General features: G+C 44.7%; 13 protein-coding genes. 7 read left to right on the top strand and 6 right to left on the bottom strand.

Annotated elements, in window-relative coordinates; translation table 11 throughout:
* The first annotated feature begins 121 nt into the window (after window positions 1-121).
* The gene (gene guaD, locus ACOCLE_RS13440; RefSeq protein ID WP_419537109.1) at window positions 122-1,489 is read left to right on the top strand and encodes a guanine deaminase; all 1,368 of its coding nucleotides are present in this window, start codon (window positions 122-124) and stop codon (window positions 1,487-1,489) included.
* Window positions 1,490-1,591: 102 nt separating this feature from the next.
* Here the strand turns inward: guaD and ACOCLE_RS13435 are convergent, their stop codons facing one another.
* The gene (locus ACOCLE_RS13435; RefSeq protein WP_419533005.1) at window positions 1,592-2,635 is read right to left on the bottom strand and encodes a transposase; all 1,044 of its coding nucleotides are present in this window, start codon (window positions 2,633-2,635) and stop codon (window positions 1,592-1,594) included.
* A gap of 132 nt (window positions 2,636-2,767) precedes the next feature.
* Between ACOCLE_RS13435 and tnpC (ACOCLE_RS13430) the strand changes: the two genes are divergently transcribed.
* Complete coding sequence (tnpC, locus tag ACOCLE_RS13430) at window positions 2,768-4,279, top strand: IS66 family transposase (RefSeq protein ID WP_419537108.1); 1,512 nt, start codon at window positions 2,768-2,770, stop codon at window positions 4,277-4,279.
* An 8-nt stretch (window positions 4,280-4,287) separates the two neighbouring features.
* Here tnpC (ACOCLE_RS13430) and ACOCLE_RS13425 read toward each other — a convergent pair whose 3' ends face one another.
* A complete protein-coding gene (locus tag ACOCLE_RS13425; protein WP_419532972.1) occupies window positions 4,288-5,568 on the bottom strand; it encodes an ISKra4 family transposase in 1,281 nt (426 codons plus the stop codon).
* Window positions 5,569-5,994: 426 nt separating this feature from the next.
* On the opposite strand from ACOCLE_RS13425, the gene ACOCLE_RS13420 reads away from it, so the two are divergent.
* Window positions 5,995-6,561 carry a GNAT family N-acetyltransferase gene (locus tag ACOCLE_RS13420; protein WP_419537107.1) on the top strand — a complete coding sequence of 189 codons (567 nt, stop codon included), beginning with the start codon at window positions 5,995-5,997 and terminating at the stop codon, window positions 6,559-6,561.
* Window positions 6,562-6,655: 94 nt separating this feature from the next.
* Entirely contained in the window at window positions 6,656-6,913 is a 258-nt protein-coding gene (locus ACOCLE_RS13415) for a Gfo/Idh/MocA family oxidoreductase (protein WP_419537106.1), read from the top strand.
* Here ACOCLE_RS13415 and tnpC (ACOCLE_RS13410) read toward each other — a convergent pair whose 3' ends face one another.
* A complete protein-coding gene (tnpC, locus tag ACOCLE_RS13410; RefSeq protein ID WP_419532963.1) occupies window positions 6,914-8,419 on the bottom strand; it encodes an IS66 family transposase in 1,506 nt (501 codons plus the stop codon).
* Between the two features lie 74 nt (window positions 8,420-8,493).
* Between tnpC (ACOCLE_RS13410) and ACOCLE_RS13405 the strand changes: the two genes are divergently transcribed.
* On the top strand, window positions 8,494-9,186 hold the full coding sequence (locus ACOCLE_RS13405) for a gfo/Idh/MocA family oxidoreductase (RefSeq protein ID WP_419537105.1): 693 nt from the start codon (window positions 8,494-8,496) through the stop codon (window positions 9,184-9,186).
* Between the two features lie 15 nt (window positions 9,187-9,201).
* Here the strand turns inward: ACOCLE_RS13405 and sctV are convergent, their stop codons facing one another.
* Genes sctV through ACOCLE_RS13390 form a run of 3 tightly spaced genes read right to left on the bottom strand, consistent with a single transcriptional unit; the run spans window position 9,202 to window position 12,032 of the window.
* The gene (sctV, locus tag ACOCLE_RS13400; RefSeq protein ID WP_419537104.1) at window positions 9,202-11,283 is read right to left on the bottom strand and encodes a type III secretion system export apparatus subunit SctV; all 2,082 of its coding nucleotides are present in this window, start codon (window positions 11,281-11,283) and stop codon (window positions 9,202-9,204) included.
* A gap of 45 nt (window positions 11,284-11,328) precedes the next feature.
* A complete protein-coding gene (locus ACOCLE_RS13395) occupies window positions 11,329-11,622 on the bottom strand; it encodes a hypothetical protein (protein ID WP_419537103.1) in 294 nt (97 codons plus the stop codon).
* Between the two features lie 11 nt (window positions 11,623-11,633).
* A complete protein-coding gene (locus ACOCLE_RS13390) occupies window positions 11,634-12,032 on the bottom strand; it encodes a hypothetical protein (protein WP_419537102.1) in 399 nt (132 codons plus the stop codon).
* A 274-nt stretch (window positions 12,033-12,306) separates the two neighbouring features.
* Here ACOCLE_RS13390 and sctC point away from each other — a divergent pair, with 274 nt between their 5' ends.
* Window positions 12,307-14,415, top strand: a complete 2,109-nt coding sequence (gene sctC / locus ACOCLE_RS13385) for a type III secretion system outer membrane ring subunit SctC (protein ID WP_419537101.1) — start codon at window positions 12,307-12,309, stop codon at window positions 14,413-14,415.
* 19 nt (window positions 14,416-14,434) lie between these two features.
* Complete coding sequence (gene glpD, locus ACOCLE_RS13380) at window positions 14,435-15,976, top strand: glycerol-3-phosphate dehydrogenase (RefSeq protein ID WP_419537100.1); 1,542 nt, start codon at window positions 14,435-14,437, stop codon at window positions 15,974-15,976.
* The last annotated feature ends 51 nt before the right edge of the window (window positions 15,977-16,027 follow it).

Raw genomic sequence — 16,027 nt, 5'->3', positions numbered from 1 at the left:
CCTGATTTCTGCGTGGCAGCAGGCTTTACTGTTGACTAATCGAATGAGCGTGGTTTCTTTTTAAATCACGCTCATTTTTTATAAAGCTTCCTTTGAATCCAGTGAGTCCATAGGCTTTGTTATGAACCACGATGATATTATTTTCGGTATTCTGGGCAACGCTTTCCATTGCCCGGTGCCCGGAGAGTTTGAATTTCTTGAAAATGCCCTGATTACAGTGAATGCTGACGGTGAAATTCTCGGGGTTGCAAAACCTCCAGAGTATAGCAATAGCCCAATTGTTGAGTTTCTGGAAAATCAGGGACGTTTGCTGCGGTTAACTGACAAGCAATACCTGATTCCAGGTTTGGTTGACCTCCACTGTCATGCACCACAGTGGCCTCAAATGGGTAAAGGGCTGGATTTGCCTCTGTATGACTGGCTTGAAAGCTATACATTTCCTCTTGAGGCTCGGTACCAGGATCTGGATTTTGCCCAGCATGTCTATAAAGATCTGGTGCAGTCAACATTGAGCAGTGGGACAACCAGTGCGGTCTATTTTTCCAGTATCCACCTTGAGCCATCCAAAGTGCTTGCAGATATTTGCCTGGAGAAGGGACAGCGGGCTTTTATAGGTAAAGTCTGTATGGATAACCCTGAACAGTGCCCAGATTACTATCGTCAGAGTGCTGAGCAGTGCCTGTATGAAACGGAAGCGTTTCATCAGCATGTCTCCGGTATGGCTGGCAATCATGGTTTGGTTTCACCAGTTGTCACACCACGGTTTATCCCGAGTTGCACAGAAGGGCTTCTGAAGGAACTCGGGCAGTTTGCTTCAGATAATGACTGCTATGTTCAGACTCATTGCTCTGAAAGTGACTGGGCAAGGGAGTACAGCGGTCAGAAGTATGGTGAAACCGATATCAGTATCTATGAGAGAACAGGGTTGTTAGGCAGAAAGACAATTCTGGCTCACTCTATATTCCTGACGGAAAGCGATATTCTCAAAATTCTGGAGCGTGGTGCCAGTATTGCTCATTGTCCTTTATCCAATATGTATTTTGCCAATGCCGCTATGGAGACCAGAGAGATTCTCGACAGGGGACTGCATTGTGGTCTGGGCAGCGATGTGGCTGCCAGTGTTACCCCTTCCATGCTGCGCTCATGTTTTGATGCTGTCAGTCACTCGAGAGTCAGGGAAGAAGGAACCTCTGCGAAACTGAAGGCTGAGAATCGGGGAGAGCGAAATACGAGGATTTCTTTTCTTGAGGCTTTCTGGATGGCAACGGTTGGAGGGGGTAAGGCACTCGATAAACGTATTGGTTTGTTCAAGAAGGGCTTTAGCTTTGATGCCGTTTTGATTGATAGTGAGGTTCAGGATTGTGATTTGAAGATCTGGCAAGGACTTGATAAATCCTCTGATATTCTGGAGAAAATTATCTCAACCACCTGCAGGCAGAATATTACCCGGGTATGGGTTCAGGGTAAGGAAGTAGTGAATAAGAATTAATAGGGTAATTCGAGTGACTGCATCTACGATTGTAGGTAGTCACTTGAATTTCAATGAATTGTTTTCCCGTAACTATTCAGCACCCTTCATATAAATTAGAACTTACGCATTGACAGCTCTGATAAAAGATGGTCTCAGCCAGTCTTTACCATCAGAGAAGCTCTTAATGAAGTCCCAAATAGCATCCTTGAGCGCATCATTCTTAACGCGATAGATGCTACTGAGAGATTCAGATACTTTCTTGGCCTGAAGGCAGGCATACCCAAAGATAGAGGCAAAAATATGGTTCCTGACCTGCTGCTTTCCTCTCACCTGAAAGCGCTCAATACTGCAGAGTTGTTTCAGCGCCCGGTGATACTCTTCGATCGCCCAATGGTGCAGGTGAAGTTCATTAAAGCCTACCTGTGGTGATACCTCTGATCCAGCATGGGGTGTGTAGACGACGTAATGGCGCAGCTCGTTTTTTAGCCGCGTCCGGTACAAACGCACAGAACCAAAATTACGTAGCCAAACGGTTATTCCCTCTTCAGGAATCTCCAGGCTCTGCACTTGTTGGTAGTCACCCTTTTGGATAGAAACAGTACGGTTGCTTTTAACGGCAAACATAAAACCCAGACCGTTGTTTTTCACAGTCTTCAGGTTTGCGGCACTGCTATACCAGGAATCCCCCGTAACAAATGCAGGTCGTAAGCCCCATACAAGTACTTCTTTCAGCATCTCGAGAAAATAATCATTTTTGGACTTTCCGTCCGCAGAGTCATAGATACGGAAATTGACAGGAAGGCTATAGCCTTTGATATCGGTGTAATAGAGCGTTATGAGATTAATGCCCTTGACGGCTTTATGATGCTTGCCCGAGTAATGATAGCCGATGAATGCCGTGTAGTTACTGTACGGCTTATCCAGCACCGTATCATCAACCGATAGCGTGCCCCCATCAAGAATCAGCCTTGCGGCTACTTCCATGAAAAGGTCATTGGGAGCAAAGTCTTCACGTTGTAGAAAACGGTTAACGCTGTGGTGTGACATATCTCCGATCTCACTAAGGCGAGTACAGGTTGCTGATTTCGGCTCACACAATAGAAACCCTGTATATTTCGGCAAATCACACCCAGCTGTTGTAGGTCTTGTTATCTTTCTACGCACGACGACATCCGCTATTTTTTGCTGATCTAGCAATTTTTACAGCTGCCTGTCAATGCGAAAGTCCTATAAATCTGGAATTTTCTGATTTTTCGACCATCATCTTATACTCAATTTTTCTAACAAATCTCCAGTATGGAACCAGACTTCCCAGCTACTCCGTTTACCGAAGCTCTCCTTAAAGAGAATGAAGAGCTTCGGACCGAGAATGCGCTTTTACGGGAACGTTGCAGCGAACTGGAAGAAAGGGTTAATAAAAACAGTCAAAACAGTAGTAAGCCACCATCGTCAGATGGTTATCAAAAGCCCAGTAAAAAAGGGAGTGATAAAGGTGATACATCTTCCAAAGAAGCCCCCTGCTCCTCACAGGAAACACCGAACCCCAAAAGCCTTAGACCATCTTCAGGCAATAAACCAGGTGGCCAGAAAGGTCATCAAGGCTCTTGTTTGAGACGTGTCGCCTTACCCGATTATGTCAGGCATCTGAAGGTTGAAAAATGTTGCTGTTGCCAGTCTTCGCTTATCGATATTAAACCCACCAAATACATTGAGCGACAGGTTTTTGATCCAGGTAGACCCGGAGAATTTGAAGTTACCGCGTACTGGGCAGACGTTAAAGTATGTCCTTGTGGTAAACGGAACACCGCTGAGTTTCCCCAAGGAGTGAAAGCCGCTGCTCAATACGGAGAAGTGACTCAGGCAATGGCTGTTCATTTAAACCAGTATCACTTCATCCCATATCACCGGGTGTCTGAGTATTTCAATACTATTTATTGCATGAGTGTCAGCGCAGGCTCTGTTGCCAATTTTGTTGCCTATACCCATGAGAACCTGGCCTCTACTGAGCAGAGTATCCGCGATGCTTTACAAGAAAGTCCGGTTGCAGGAGCGGATGAAACTGGCATGCGGGTTGACGGTTCACTGTGGTGGTTACACATTATGCGAGATGACCAATGGACGCTTTACTACCTCTCAGAAAGGCGAGGTTGTGAAGCAATGGATGCAATGGGCATCCTGCTGACTTTTGCAGGCATTCTGGTTCACGATCATTGGAAGTCCTACTTTGCCTATGCGGCAGTGCATGTGCTTTGTAATGCCCATCATCTGAGAGAGCTTCAGGGAGTTGTCGATAGGGATGCGAATAAGCTGGCTCTGCGGCTGATGAAATTGCTTACGCTCTCCTGGCACTTCTGCAAGAAATACAAAGCAGCCGGTCTGACTCAAATGCCTGGTGCAATACAGCTTCGCATTGAGACGATATACGACCAAATCCTTCAAAGGGCTCTCACGAAGGAAACCGCTTATATGGAAAAACAACGACAGGTGCTTGGACGTAAGAAGGTCAGGAATACCAAGGCCTACAACCTGTTCAAAAGGCTTATTGAGTTTAAGGTTGAAACGTTGCGCTTCATGTCGGACTTTTCAATTCCCTTCGATAACAATGGCAGTGAACGTGATGCCAGGATGGCCAAACTTAAGCAGAAGATCTCAGGCTGCTTCAGAAGCGAAGACGGAGGTACCATGTTTACCCGAATCCGAAGCTATTTATCATCTGCTAAAAAGCAGGGGTTGAACATATTTCAGGCGCTTCTTAAAGCGGTTCGAAATTACAACAATACGCCTTTGCTGGGTGCTCTCTCAATTTGATAACTGACTCATAGGTTAGCTTCAACCTTTCCAGTCATGAACTCAGACCAAAGTTGTTCCCAGCGCCCCTTACTCTGGATCAGTGCTCTTGTTGTCAAAAGCACTTCCGCTCCTGTTGCTTTCCACCTCATTCCAGAACCACATAATCGTTGCTTTACCAGAGTCTTACAAGCCGCTTCAGTAACTCCTGAACCTATTGGCCAATGGCGTTTAAGCGCCTGATGATAATTCATTAACTGGTGATTGTTTGTAAAATAGCTCACAGCTTTGTAGCGCTTCTCTGTCAGTGCGATTGTCTTTTTCGGGAGCTCGGCTGATTCAATTTCCTGAAGGATTTTTTTGGCTGCTCCACGCTTGTTTTTCAAACTATGTAGCCTGTCTTCAAGCCACTGGTGTCGCTTCGCCTTACTGGTTGGAAACAGTGCTTCCGCTGCTCCAGCTAAATATTCAGATGCATGATAAAAATCGAGTATCTGCCCAGAGGTATGTTGTTTCAAATAACTCCAGTTTTCTCTAGCCCCGTCAGCTACCCCGATGTATGTGGCATTTGGGTAGAGTCGTTTTAGATCTGCAATCTCCTCGTCGAGCTTGCTCATAAAGCTTTGTTTACCATACTCTGGCGAACTGGCTGTATATATCGTGTGGAGCCTGTCTCCATCTGCAGAATATAGGCTCAATGTCCCACACATGGCTTCCCTCCAGCCTTCTTCACAAAGCAGCATGCAGGTTCCATCCAGACCAATGGCTATTGTTTCAACAGGCTCTTTTAGTGGAGGAAGGTGGTAGTGAGTGTCTTGCTGGTCTTCAATTAATGCACCTACTCTGTCCGATAAATGCTTGATATAAGAATTTGAAAGCGTCCTTTGATGGTTGGTCTCAAAATCTTCTTTTACCGCAGGCGCTGGCATCTGGCTGTATTTCCAGGCGATAGACTTGGCAAATTTGGGGGTAGCTGAACCAATAATACCGGCACGAAGATCAAGTGCTGCCAGAGTACTGCCACCTCTGACACCCTGATATACGGAGCGCTCCAAAGGTATACGACCGTATAAGGTTTCATAGTGCTTAAGAACCTTTCCTTTGTAGTTCCACTTCTGCTGATTAACGACGATAGGTTCTTTATTGGGTGATTCAAATAGCCCCAATAACTCTTTTGTTCCAAGCTGCCCGGCTTCATTGAGTGCACGCTGTAAACTATCTTCAAGATTCAGCATGTTGCCTGAATCTATAGAAACTTCAATTTGCAAAACGATGCTTTTGGTAGAGCTGGAAATAACAGAAGCGGGCATGACAGTTAACTATTATGAGTGGTGTTCCCATAGTAGCTGTGAAAATAGAGCACTATTGTTTCAATCATTCAGAGAGAGCACCCCCTTTGCTGGGTGCTGAATAGTTACGTTTTCCCTAAATGGAAATTATAGGTACTTTGATATCTGTATCAATGTTTTACTGGGGGAATTAATATTTTTTGATATGAAATCATATTGATATCTTTAATTAGAAATAAGAATAATAAATTTATCCTGCTTTTAAAGGAAAAGTTATATTTGAGTATTATAATTCCACCCCAAAGGTGTTTGAGGCTTTCATCTTTCTTTCCCTTTAAAAAATCAAGCCTGCTAAATGGATTAGATAAACTTAAAACTTCAGCTTGATTGGATAATCTTCGGTATAGTAAGCCACATCAATGGGTTATGGATATATAAATAAAGCCCATGGTGCTTTTGCCGATGTTTTACCTGATAGCTGACTATCAGGATAAAGATATGCACATAGACCTGGGTAATGGTTACTGCCTCAGAAGATTTCTTTATGGTGATGCAATCTCTTTGGCCAAGCATGGTAATAATTTTAAAATAGCTAGGAATTTACGTGACACGTTTCCTAATCCTTATACAATTGAACACGCAAGAGCCTGGGTCCAGCATGTAAAGGAACATGAAACCAAGACCCGTTTTGCTATTGACTTTGGTGGCGAGGCCATTGGTGAAATTGGCTTTGTGGTTCAATTGGATGTACACAGGTTTGGCGCCGAGATTGGCTTTTGGGTCTCGGAAGAACACTGGGGAAAAGGGGTTATGACCGCAGCGCTGTCTGCTGTATGCCAATACGCCTTTGATGAGATGGGGCTGGTTCGTATTTTTGCTGACGTGCAGGCACGAAATGATGGTTCTCGCCGTGTGCTGGAGAAGTGTGGATTTGAGCTTGAAGGCGTTATGAAAAAGCATGTCTATAAAGAAGAGCAGTTTATTGATCAACTGGTTTTTGCCTTAGTTCGCTAACTGTCATTTTTCCCCTGGTCTCTTATCTAGTAACATTGCTTTTCCCTTTCCCAAGGGAAAAGCAATGTTGTAGCTAAAGAGAAGAGAGACACTAATGAGAATTGGTTTGATCGGTTTGGGAGATATTGCACAGAAAGCCTACCTGCCAATTCTTACTGAGCATCCATTCGTTACACCTGTTTTCTGTACTCGAAGTCGTCATGTGCTCACAGATCTTGCCAGAAAATATCGCATAAATGACGGTTGTAGTGATTATAAACAGCTGATTAATATGGATGTTGATGCTGTTATGATTCACAGTGCAACATCAACTCATGTGGAAATAGCCACGTACTTTCTTGAACAAAGGTAACTATTCAGCACCCAGCAAAGGCGTATTGTTGTAATTTCGAACCGCTTTAAGAAGCGCCTGAAATATGTTCAACCCCTGCTTTTTAGCAGATGATAAATAGCTTCGGATTCGGGTAAACATGGTACCTCCGTCTTCGCTTCTGAAGCAGCCTGAGATCTTCTGCTTAAGTTTGGCCATCCTGGCATCACGTTCACTGCCATTGTTATCGAAGGGAATTGAAAAGTCCGACATGAAGCGCAACGTTTCAACCTTAAACTCAATAAGCCTTTTGAACAGGTTGTAGGCCTTGGTATTCCTGACCTTCTTACGTCCAAGCACCTGTCGTTGTTTTTCCATATAAGCGGTTTCCTTCGTGAGAGCCCTTTGAAGGATTTGGTCGTATATCGTCTCAATGCGAAGCTGTATTGCACCAGGCATTTGAGTCAGACCGGCTGCTTTGTATTTCTTGCAGAAGTGCCAGGAGAGCGTAAGCAATTTCATCAGCCGCAGAGCCAGCTTATTCGCATCCCTATCGACAACTCCCTGAAGCTCTCTCAGATGATGGGCATTACAAAGCACATGCACTGCCGCATAGGCAAAGTAGGACTTCCAATGATCGTGAACCAGAATGCCTGCAAAAGTCAGCAGGATGCCCATTGCATCCATTGCTTCACAACCTCGCCTTTCTGAGAGGTAGTAAAGCGTCCATTGGTCATCTCGCATAATGTGTAACCACCACAGTGAACCGTCAACCCGCATGCCAGTTTCATCCGCTCCTGCAACCGGACTTTCTTGTAAAGCATCGCGGATACTCTGCTCAGTAGAGGCCAGGTTCTCATGGGTATAGGCAACAAAATTGGCAACAGAGCCTGCGCTGACACTCATGCAATAAATAGTATTGAAATACTCAGACACCCGGTGATATGGGATGAAGTGATACTGGTTTAAATGAACAGCCATTGCCTGAGTCACTTCTCCGTATTGAGCAGCGGCTTTCACTCCTTGGGGAAACTCAGCGGTGTTCCGTTTACCACAAGGACATACTTTAACGTCTGCCCAGTACGCGGTAACTTCAAATTCTCCGGGTCTACCTGGATCAAAAACCTGTCGCTCAATGTATTTGGTGGGTTTAATATCGATAAGCGAAGACTGGCAACAGCAACATTTTTCAACCTTCAGATGCCTGACATAATCGGGTAAGGCGACACGTCTCAAACAAGAGCCTTGATGACCTTTCTGGCCACCTGGTTTATTGCCTGAAGATGGTCTAAGGCTTTTGGGGTTCGGTGTTTCCTGTGAGGAGCAGGGGGCTTCTTTGGAAGATGTATCACCTTTATCACTCCCTTTTTTACTGGGCTTTTGATAACCATCTGACGATGGTGGCTTACTACTGTTTTGACTGTTTTTATTAACCCTTTCTTCCAGTTCGCTGCAACGTTCCCGTAAAAGCGCATTCTCGGTCCGAAGCTCTTCATTCTCTTTAAGGAGAGCTTCGGTAAACGGAGTAGCTGGGAAGTCTGGTTCCATACTGGAGATTTGTTAGAAAAATTGAGTATAAGATGATGGTCGAAAAATCAGAAAATTCCAGATTTATATGAAGGGTGCTGAATAGTTACGAACAAAGAATTCCTGTTTTCGTTGATAAACCCCTGTCTACAGATTATGGCAACTGTGAAACGCTTTATAATCTGGCTGAACAAGTCAGACAGCCACTTTTTATTGGTTTCAATCGACGCTATCTACCCATTTTACAAGAGCCTCTGTCGTTAGAGTCAGAGGCCTCTCCACTGCTTTTTTTACGGTGGGAGAAAAATCGGCATAACCTGCCCGGGTTGCCTCGTACCTTTGTTTTTGATGATTTTATCCACCCTCTGGACAGTGTTAATAGGGCTGCAGTTGTTAACACTGAAGATCTTCTCATATCAGCACAGATGTTGGGCTCTGGAGTTAACCGGATTGATGTTCAGTGGCAGTCTGGAAGTACGTTTATACAGGCATCCATGAATCGGTTGAATGGCATGACCAATGAACGGGTTAGTTTGAACTATGAAAACCGCTCATACCTGTTTGACAGTTTTCAAGCCGGTGTGCTTCAGGAAAATAATCAGGAACAGATAATTCGTCTTTCGGATTGGACGCCTATGCTTGCAACCAAAGGGTTTTATGGAATGATTGAGCATTGGTTGGACGTTGTTTCACAAGGGAAATTGACTGAAGATGTGATTGCCAGAAATCTCAGCTCCCATCTGCTGGCTGAAACGATCTGCCAGCAGGTTGAGAAGTGCATCCGTTAACTACATGATTTCTTTTTACAGAGAAATACGGCCCAGTGGTTGAACCGTAATCTCTTCCGTTAACTCCTGGTGTGAAAGCACTGCCAGGTCATAGACTTCCAGCTCCAGAAGTTTTCGGACATAGCGGCGAATATCCATAGAGGTGATCAGTACAGGCTTGTGCTCAAGATGACCAATTTTACCAACAGAATGCTTAACGTTTTCGACAAACTGGGCTGAGGTCGATGGATCAAGTGCCAGGTAGCTGCCTGCTGAAGTCTGACGGATACCGGAGCGGATAGTATCTTCGACATCCTGATCAAGCAGGTATACTGGCAACATATTTTTGCCGTTAGAGTATTTGTAACTGATGTAGCGTTTCAATGAGGAACGAACATACTCGGTTAACTGGACAACCTCTTTCTCCTTATGACCCCAGACAACCAGAGATTGCAAAATAGAGCGGAGGTTTCTGATCGAAATATCTTCAGATACCAGACGCTGGAATATCTCGGTGATCTTGTTAACCGGTAACAGCCTTTGGACTTCCTTAATCAATTCTCCAAAGCTACTTTCCATTTTTTCCAGAAGGTAGCGTGTTTCCTGAATACCAACAAAATCTTCAGCGTATTTTTTTAAAACGTGAGCGAGGTGATAGGTCATGATTTTTGGGGAGTCCATGAAGTTGACATTATTTCGCTCAAGTTTGTCTTTTTGATTTTCGTTGACCCAGAGAGAGTCGAGACTTGGTAAAAAATTATCCCCAATTTCATAAGGAATTTTCAGCATATCCAGGTGATCATTACTCTCTCTAACAAAAAGAAAGCCTGGTTTGAAATGGCCTGATGCTACTGGAACTTCCTGTAACAGAATTGTGTAGGAGTTCTCTTCCATGGAATCGTTAAAACGAAGGTGAATGCCTGGAAATGGGACTCCAAGATCCATATAAAGCGCTTTACGAACTTTGAGCAGCTCTTCATTCAAAGATGAGGTGTTGAGTGTTTTCTGTATGGAGGTGGGAACATCAATAATTAATGGCAGGGTTTGAGTAAATTCTTCCTGCTGGTCCAATCTTGATTTGGCTTCACTTGGGGTTTCTGTTGCTGCTGCCATTGCAGGGATGCCGCCATCTTCTTCTTGGGCGCGGGTTTTTTCAACCTTCTTCATCAAGAAATAGCCACCGCCGCCAATAGCTGCTGCGAGCATCATGAAGGTAAGTGTCGGGAATCCTGGAATCAGGGCAAAACCAAGTAACAGTGCACCACCCACCATGAGGGCTTTCGGTTTGTCGGTAAGCTGGGAGCCTATTTCGTTACCAAGGTCTTTCGCATCTTCATTGGAAACACGGGTTACAATAATACCTGCGGTAATGGATATCAGAAGAGCAGGTATCTGGGAGATAAGACCATCACCAACCGTTAGGATGGCATAGAGTTGTAGCGCTTCTCCTCCGGTCATTCCGTTGCCCGTACCTATAGCAACACCGGCGGTGATGTTCACAAAGATGATGATCAAACCGGCAATGGCATCACCTTTTACGAACTTCATGGCTCCGTCCATCGAACCGAACAACTGACTTTCTTTGGTGACCAGCTCACGACGGCGCTGGGCTTCTTCCATTTCGATGGCACCGGCACGGAGGTCTGCATCAATACTCATTTGCTTTCCGGGCATTCCGTCCAGAGAGAAGCGTGCACTGACTTCCGCAACACGCTCGGAGCCCTTGGTAATTACCAGGAATTGCACAATGGTAATGATAAGGAAGATAACGATACCGACTACCAAGTTGCCACCGACTACGAAGTTTCCGAAGGTGTATACAATTTCACCTGCATCGGCCTGGAGAAGAATCAGACGGGTTGTTGTAATCGACAGTGCCAGCCTGAAGAGCGTCGTAATTAGGAGAACGCCGGGGAATGATGAGAACTCCAGGGGAGATTTCAGGTAGATCGATGTCATCAAAAGAATGGTTGATATCCCCATGTTTAAAGCAATGAGAAAATCCACCAAGGGTGTTGGCATGGGCAGAATAATGAGCCCGATGATTGACACCAGCAAACCCGCCAGTACCAGATCGTTTCTACCGCCTAAGTTCAGCCCGGGTAACAGTTGTGACATGAGAGGTGTGCCGCCGCTATGGTGGGGCGGCTATGATCTTGAAGATCAACGGCTAAGCGCCGCTTTTTTCTTCTTGAGCAGGGCTCGCCCCTTAATCCATTTAATGGCCCGGATATCAGTGCCGGGCCTCGCATATTTTAGAAAATTATCGGCTGCACGAATCGATTCTTCAGGTTGCTCTGCCTGCAAGTAGGCATAGCTTAGCATGCGATAAATATCGGGGTTTTTCTTATCGATGGATTGGAGTGCTTCCAGTAAAGCAATGGACTTTCTGGGTTGTAAATATTCCAGATAATAAGAGGCCTGGGACAGTAACCAGGTTTGCAGTGACTTTTCCATACAATTATTCCTTAACTGGCAATTAGAACATTGCGGCACATCATCAAATATTCACTATCTGATTTTGCCTTCTCAATAACTGCAAGTGCTTCTTTAACCGCTTTCGACTTAGCGCTGTTTTCGGGTTGCTGTTTCAAAAAGGATGAGAGAGAGTCAATTGCTTCCTGTGTAAAGCGATAATGCTCTTCTGGACTGGAATAAATATTCTGGCCGGAAATGTTAGTGGCAAACTTCAGTTCACGGTTTTGGAAATTTCTGCTCATATCCAGAGCTTTCCATGTGTAATCAACAACTTTATCACCGGAAGGTTTGAAGTTTGATTTAGACTTTGGGAAATCAGAATCAACTAATCCACTGTGTATTCTTGAAATACCAGAAATACCATTGTCAAATGAAACCGATCCTGCCATTCCCTAGCCCTCCTGATGATTTATTCCTTTAGTGCGTTCGGCGGAAAAATTGAATGGTTAAATTATTTTTTTAACGCAAACGTTTTTTTTGACGAAATACTGGTGAATTCAGTTTGTTTTCCGATAAACTGGTATGTAACGAATTTTTATTGACACTTTCGAAATCACAAGGCATCTATTCATTAAGGGCTGTTGAATAAGCTGGAGCAGACATGAGCATGGAGGCACGCGTCTGATGGGCTTTATAAGAAATACCCTGATAATCCTGTCCCTTTTGCTGGCGCTTACTTTTCAAGCGCTGGCGAACTGGTCATCCGAGGAGCCTCAGACACGAAAGCATGTAGTGCGTCCTAAGGAAACTCTGGAAGTCATTGCGGGCAGTTATGGGTTTGAAGTGAATGAACTGGCCCGCTACAACAAGCTTGATACCTCGCAGGATTTGCGGGTTGGGCAGGTTATCTATTTTCCATCGGACATTGTGCAGGATCAGCCTGATCTTCCTTCTGTGGATCAGGGGAGGCCGATTGATGCCAGAGTATTTCCCAATGCAGTTGGTGCCAATGTTGATACAGAAAGCGCACGATTAATGCCTCTGTTGGACGCAGAACAGTTAACCGGTAAAGAATCGGATGTATCCAGATATAGTGATCAAGTTCACTACGCAGCCTCTTCTGATTTTGATTACAACTTTTCTCAGAAAAATACCCGTCAAATTGAAACACAAGACGGACGTTACCCTTCAAAGCTTTATATGATGCAGTCCCAGACACAGTCTGGTAATAGCATGGTTATTTCTGCAGAAGAGGCCATCAGGGATGCTATTGACGACTTTGAGGGAACTATTGGTGATGATGAGTCACCAGCATTGGCCGCTTTTGGGGTTCGTCCTTATGCTTATTTTGGTAATGGGGACAGCCTGAAAGAAGTATTACAGAACTTTGCTGCCAGTTATTACATGCCAGTTATTATTGCAGATACGGTTGAAGGCCAGGTCAATGGCAAGATAGGTCCTATGACGCCAGTAGATTTCCTGGATCACTTGGCCAATATTTATGGCTTTATCTGGTATTTCGATGGTCATACTTTATTTGTTTATGATGGTAGCGCCTCCAGCCAGCAGATTATCAGCTTGAGTTATTTGCCTATCAAAGAGCTGAAGAAAACGCTGAAAAAAATTGGTATCTGGGATGGTCGCTTTTTCTGGAAAGAGCAACCGAAAGAGGGGCTGGTCTTTATCTCAGGACCTCCACGCTATATCGAACTGGTTTCACAAACAGCCCTGTTATTGGATGCAAAAGAGGGCGAACGTCAGAAGAGTAAACTTACTGTGCGCACTTTCCCTCTCAAGTATGCCTGGGCGACGGATAAGTCATTTACGTTCAGAGGACAGCAGCTAACAGTCCCAGGCATTGCAACAATCCTTACCAGAATCATTAAAGGAGGAGGTGTTGCTCAGGTAACAAAACAGGGATTACCTAACCCTTCAGTGACACCAGCTGAGAGCGTAAGTACATCTGGTGAGTCCAAGCCAATGGATAACTCAGAATCTGCCGGTGGAATGGAGCAGCTAAATGCCGGAGCAGTGGCCGATGATGTGTATATCAATGCGGACCCAAGGTTGAATGCAATCATTGTGCATGACCTTGAGTCAAAGATGCCTATGTATGAAGAGCTGATTGCTTCACTTGATAAGCCAACGTCTCAAATTGAAATCAGTGTTTCGATAATTGATATTAATACACAGGACCTGAAAGCTCTTGGTGTTGAATGGGATAGTTCGGGAAGTACCAGTGATACTACCTTTGATTTTAGTCCCAGCATATCATCAAACTACACTACCATTGTTTCCAGTAACCTTGGCTCATTTAATGCCCGGCTGAGGCTACTGGCGGATGAAGGAAAAGTCAAAGTTGTTTCAAGACCTTCCATCCTGACGCTTGATAATATTGAAGCAATCCTTGATAACAGCAGCACATTCTACGTATCGGTTGCGAGCAATGAGGATTCTGAATTATTTCCTGTGACTTCAGGCACAGTTGTTCAAGTTACTCCGAGAATTGTGCGTGAAGACCAGGGACGGCGTATTCACATGAGTGTCAATATTCAGGATGGCACTGGTAGTCAAGGCACAGAAGAAGTCGGTCAGAAACTACCTGAAGTGACGAATAGTTCTATCAACACTCAAGCTATTATCAGTGAACAGGAAAGTTTATTGATTGGTGGTTTTTATAAAGAGCAGGATGAGCAAAAGCTATCTAAGGTACCTCTGCTTGGAGATATTCCGGTCCTTGGCCATCTGTTCCGAGCAGAATCAACGTCCAAGATTAAACAGGTGCGTTTATTCCTGATAACGCCACGGATCATTGGCACTACCGAGACCTAATTGATATTCAGGAGAGATCATGGTGGGATTGGCTAGACAGGCAATAGACTATGATCTCCTCGTTATCGGTGGCGGTATTAACGGCGTTGGTATTGCTTACGATGCTTCAGGACGTGGACTCAAGGTTTGCTTATGTGAGATGGGGGATCTGGCTGGAGCCACGTCTTCGTGCAGTAGCAAATTGATTCACGGCGGTCTTCGCTATCTTGAGCAATATGAGTTTCGACTGGTCAGAGAGGCGCTTGCAGAGCGTGAAACGCTACTGAAAATGGCGCCTCACATATCCTGGCCTCTGAGTTTTCATCTCCCTCATCAATCGGAGCTACGGCCAGCCTGGATGGTTCAGCTTGGGTTATTCCTTTATGACCATCTAAGTCGAAGAAACACATTGCCTGGTAGCCGCCGAATCAGCCCTAATGCCAATAGTCCTCTACAAGACACATTTGAAACAGTGTTTGAATACTCAGATGTCTGGGTTGATGATGCACGCCTTGTACTACTGAATGCGCAGGGTGTTCGAGAGCGTGGTGGTGTGATCTATACCAGGACCAAAGTTGTATCAGGCTTTCGTAGCAATAACGTGTGGCACATTACTCTTGAAGATTTACTAACTGGAAAAATTACAGAGGTAACTTCAAAATCACTGGTCAATGCTGCTGGTCCATGGGTTGCGGATGTTCTTACAGGGCTTTCAGTAACGTCAGAAAAGAGGGTTCGCCTTGTGAAGGGCAGCCATATCGTTGTTCCTGCTGTGTACCAGGGGGCTCAGGCGTATATCCTTCAGAATAAGGATAAAAGAATTGTTTTTGTTATTCCTTTCCTTGAAAACTACTCCCTGATTGGTACAACAGAAGTTGAATATTCTGGCAATCCGTTATTGGCTGCTTGCTCTGAACATGAACGGGAATATCTTTGTCAGATAGTGAATGATCACTTTAAGAGCACGACGTCAGTCAAAGACATCATTTGGGAGTATTCAGGTGTTCGACCACTGTTTGAAGATGATTCAAGCGATGCTCGAACTGTTACCAGGGATTACTCTTTTGAGCTCAATGATGACAATGGAATGACCCCCTTGCTTTCTATTTTTGGGGGCAAGCTGACAACTTACAGAAAGTTGGCTGAACATGCCATGAATCGGTTGGCAATTTATTTTCCAAAGGCGACGGGAGAGTGGACGAAAGAAAGCCTCTTGCCTGGAGCGGTAAAGACTGAAAAATACTTAGTGAACGTGAAAGAGTCTTTCCCATGGCTCCCTGAGCAGATAGCCACACGTTATGTGTATAGCTATGGAGCTCTTGTTCATGAACTATTGGATGGAGTGACATGCATTGGAGATTTGGGAATCGACTTTGGGGCAGGTCTGTTTCAATGTGAAGTTGATTACCTGATCAACAAAGAGTGGGTCATGGAAGTAGATGATTTGCTGTGGCGAAGAAGTAAGCTGGGACTTTCTCTGAGCCCCCAAGAATCTGATGTGCTGGCCGATTACATTCGAAGCAATGTTCAGCGTGCTTTGTCCACTGGAATGTTAAACAGGATCAATCAGGCCCATGTTTAAACATGATACGGTGGTCACGCTAAAGCATATTATGAACTCACAGAAGAATTT

It is taken from the genome of Endozoicomonas sp., from assembly GCF_965196975.1.
Taxonomy (GTDB): domain Bacteria; phylum Pseudomonadota; class Gammaproteobacteria; order Pseudomonadales; family Endozoicomonadaceae; genus Endozoicomonas.
Note: the sequence above shows the minus strand (reverse complement) of the source record. Positions and strands in the feature narration are given on the sequence as shown.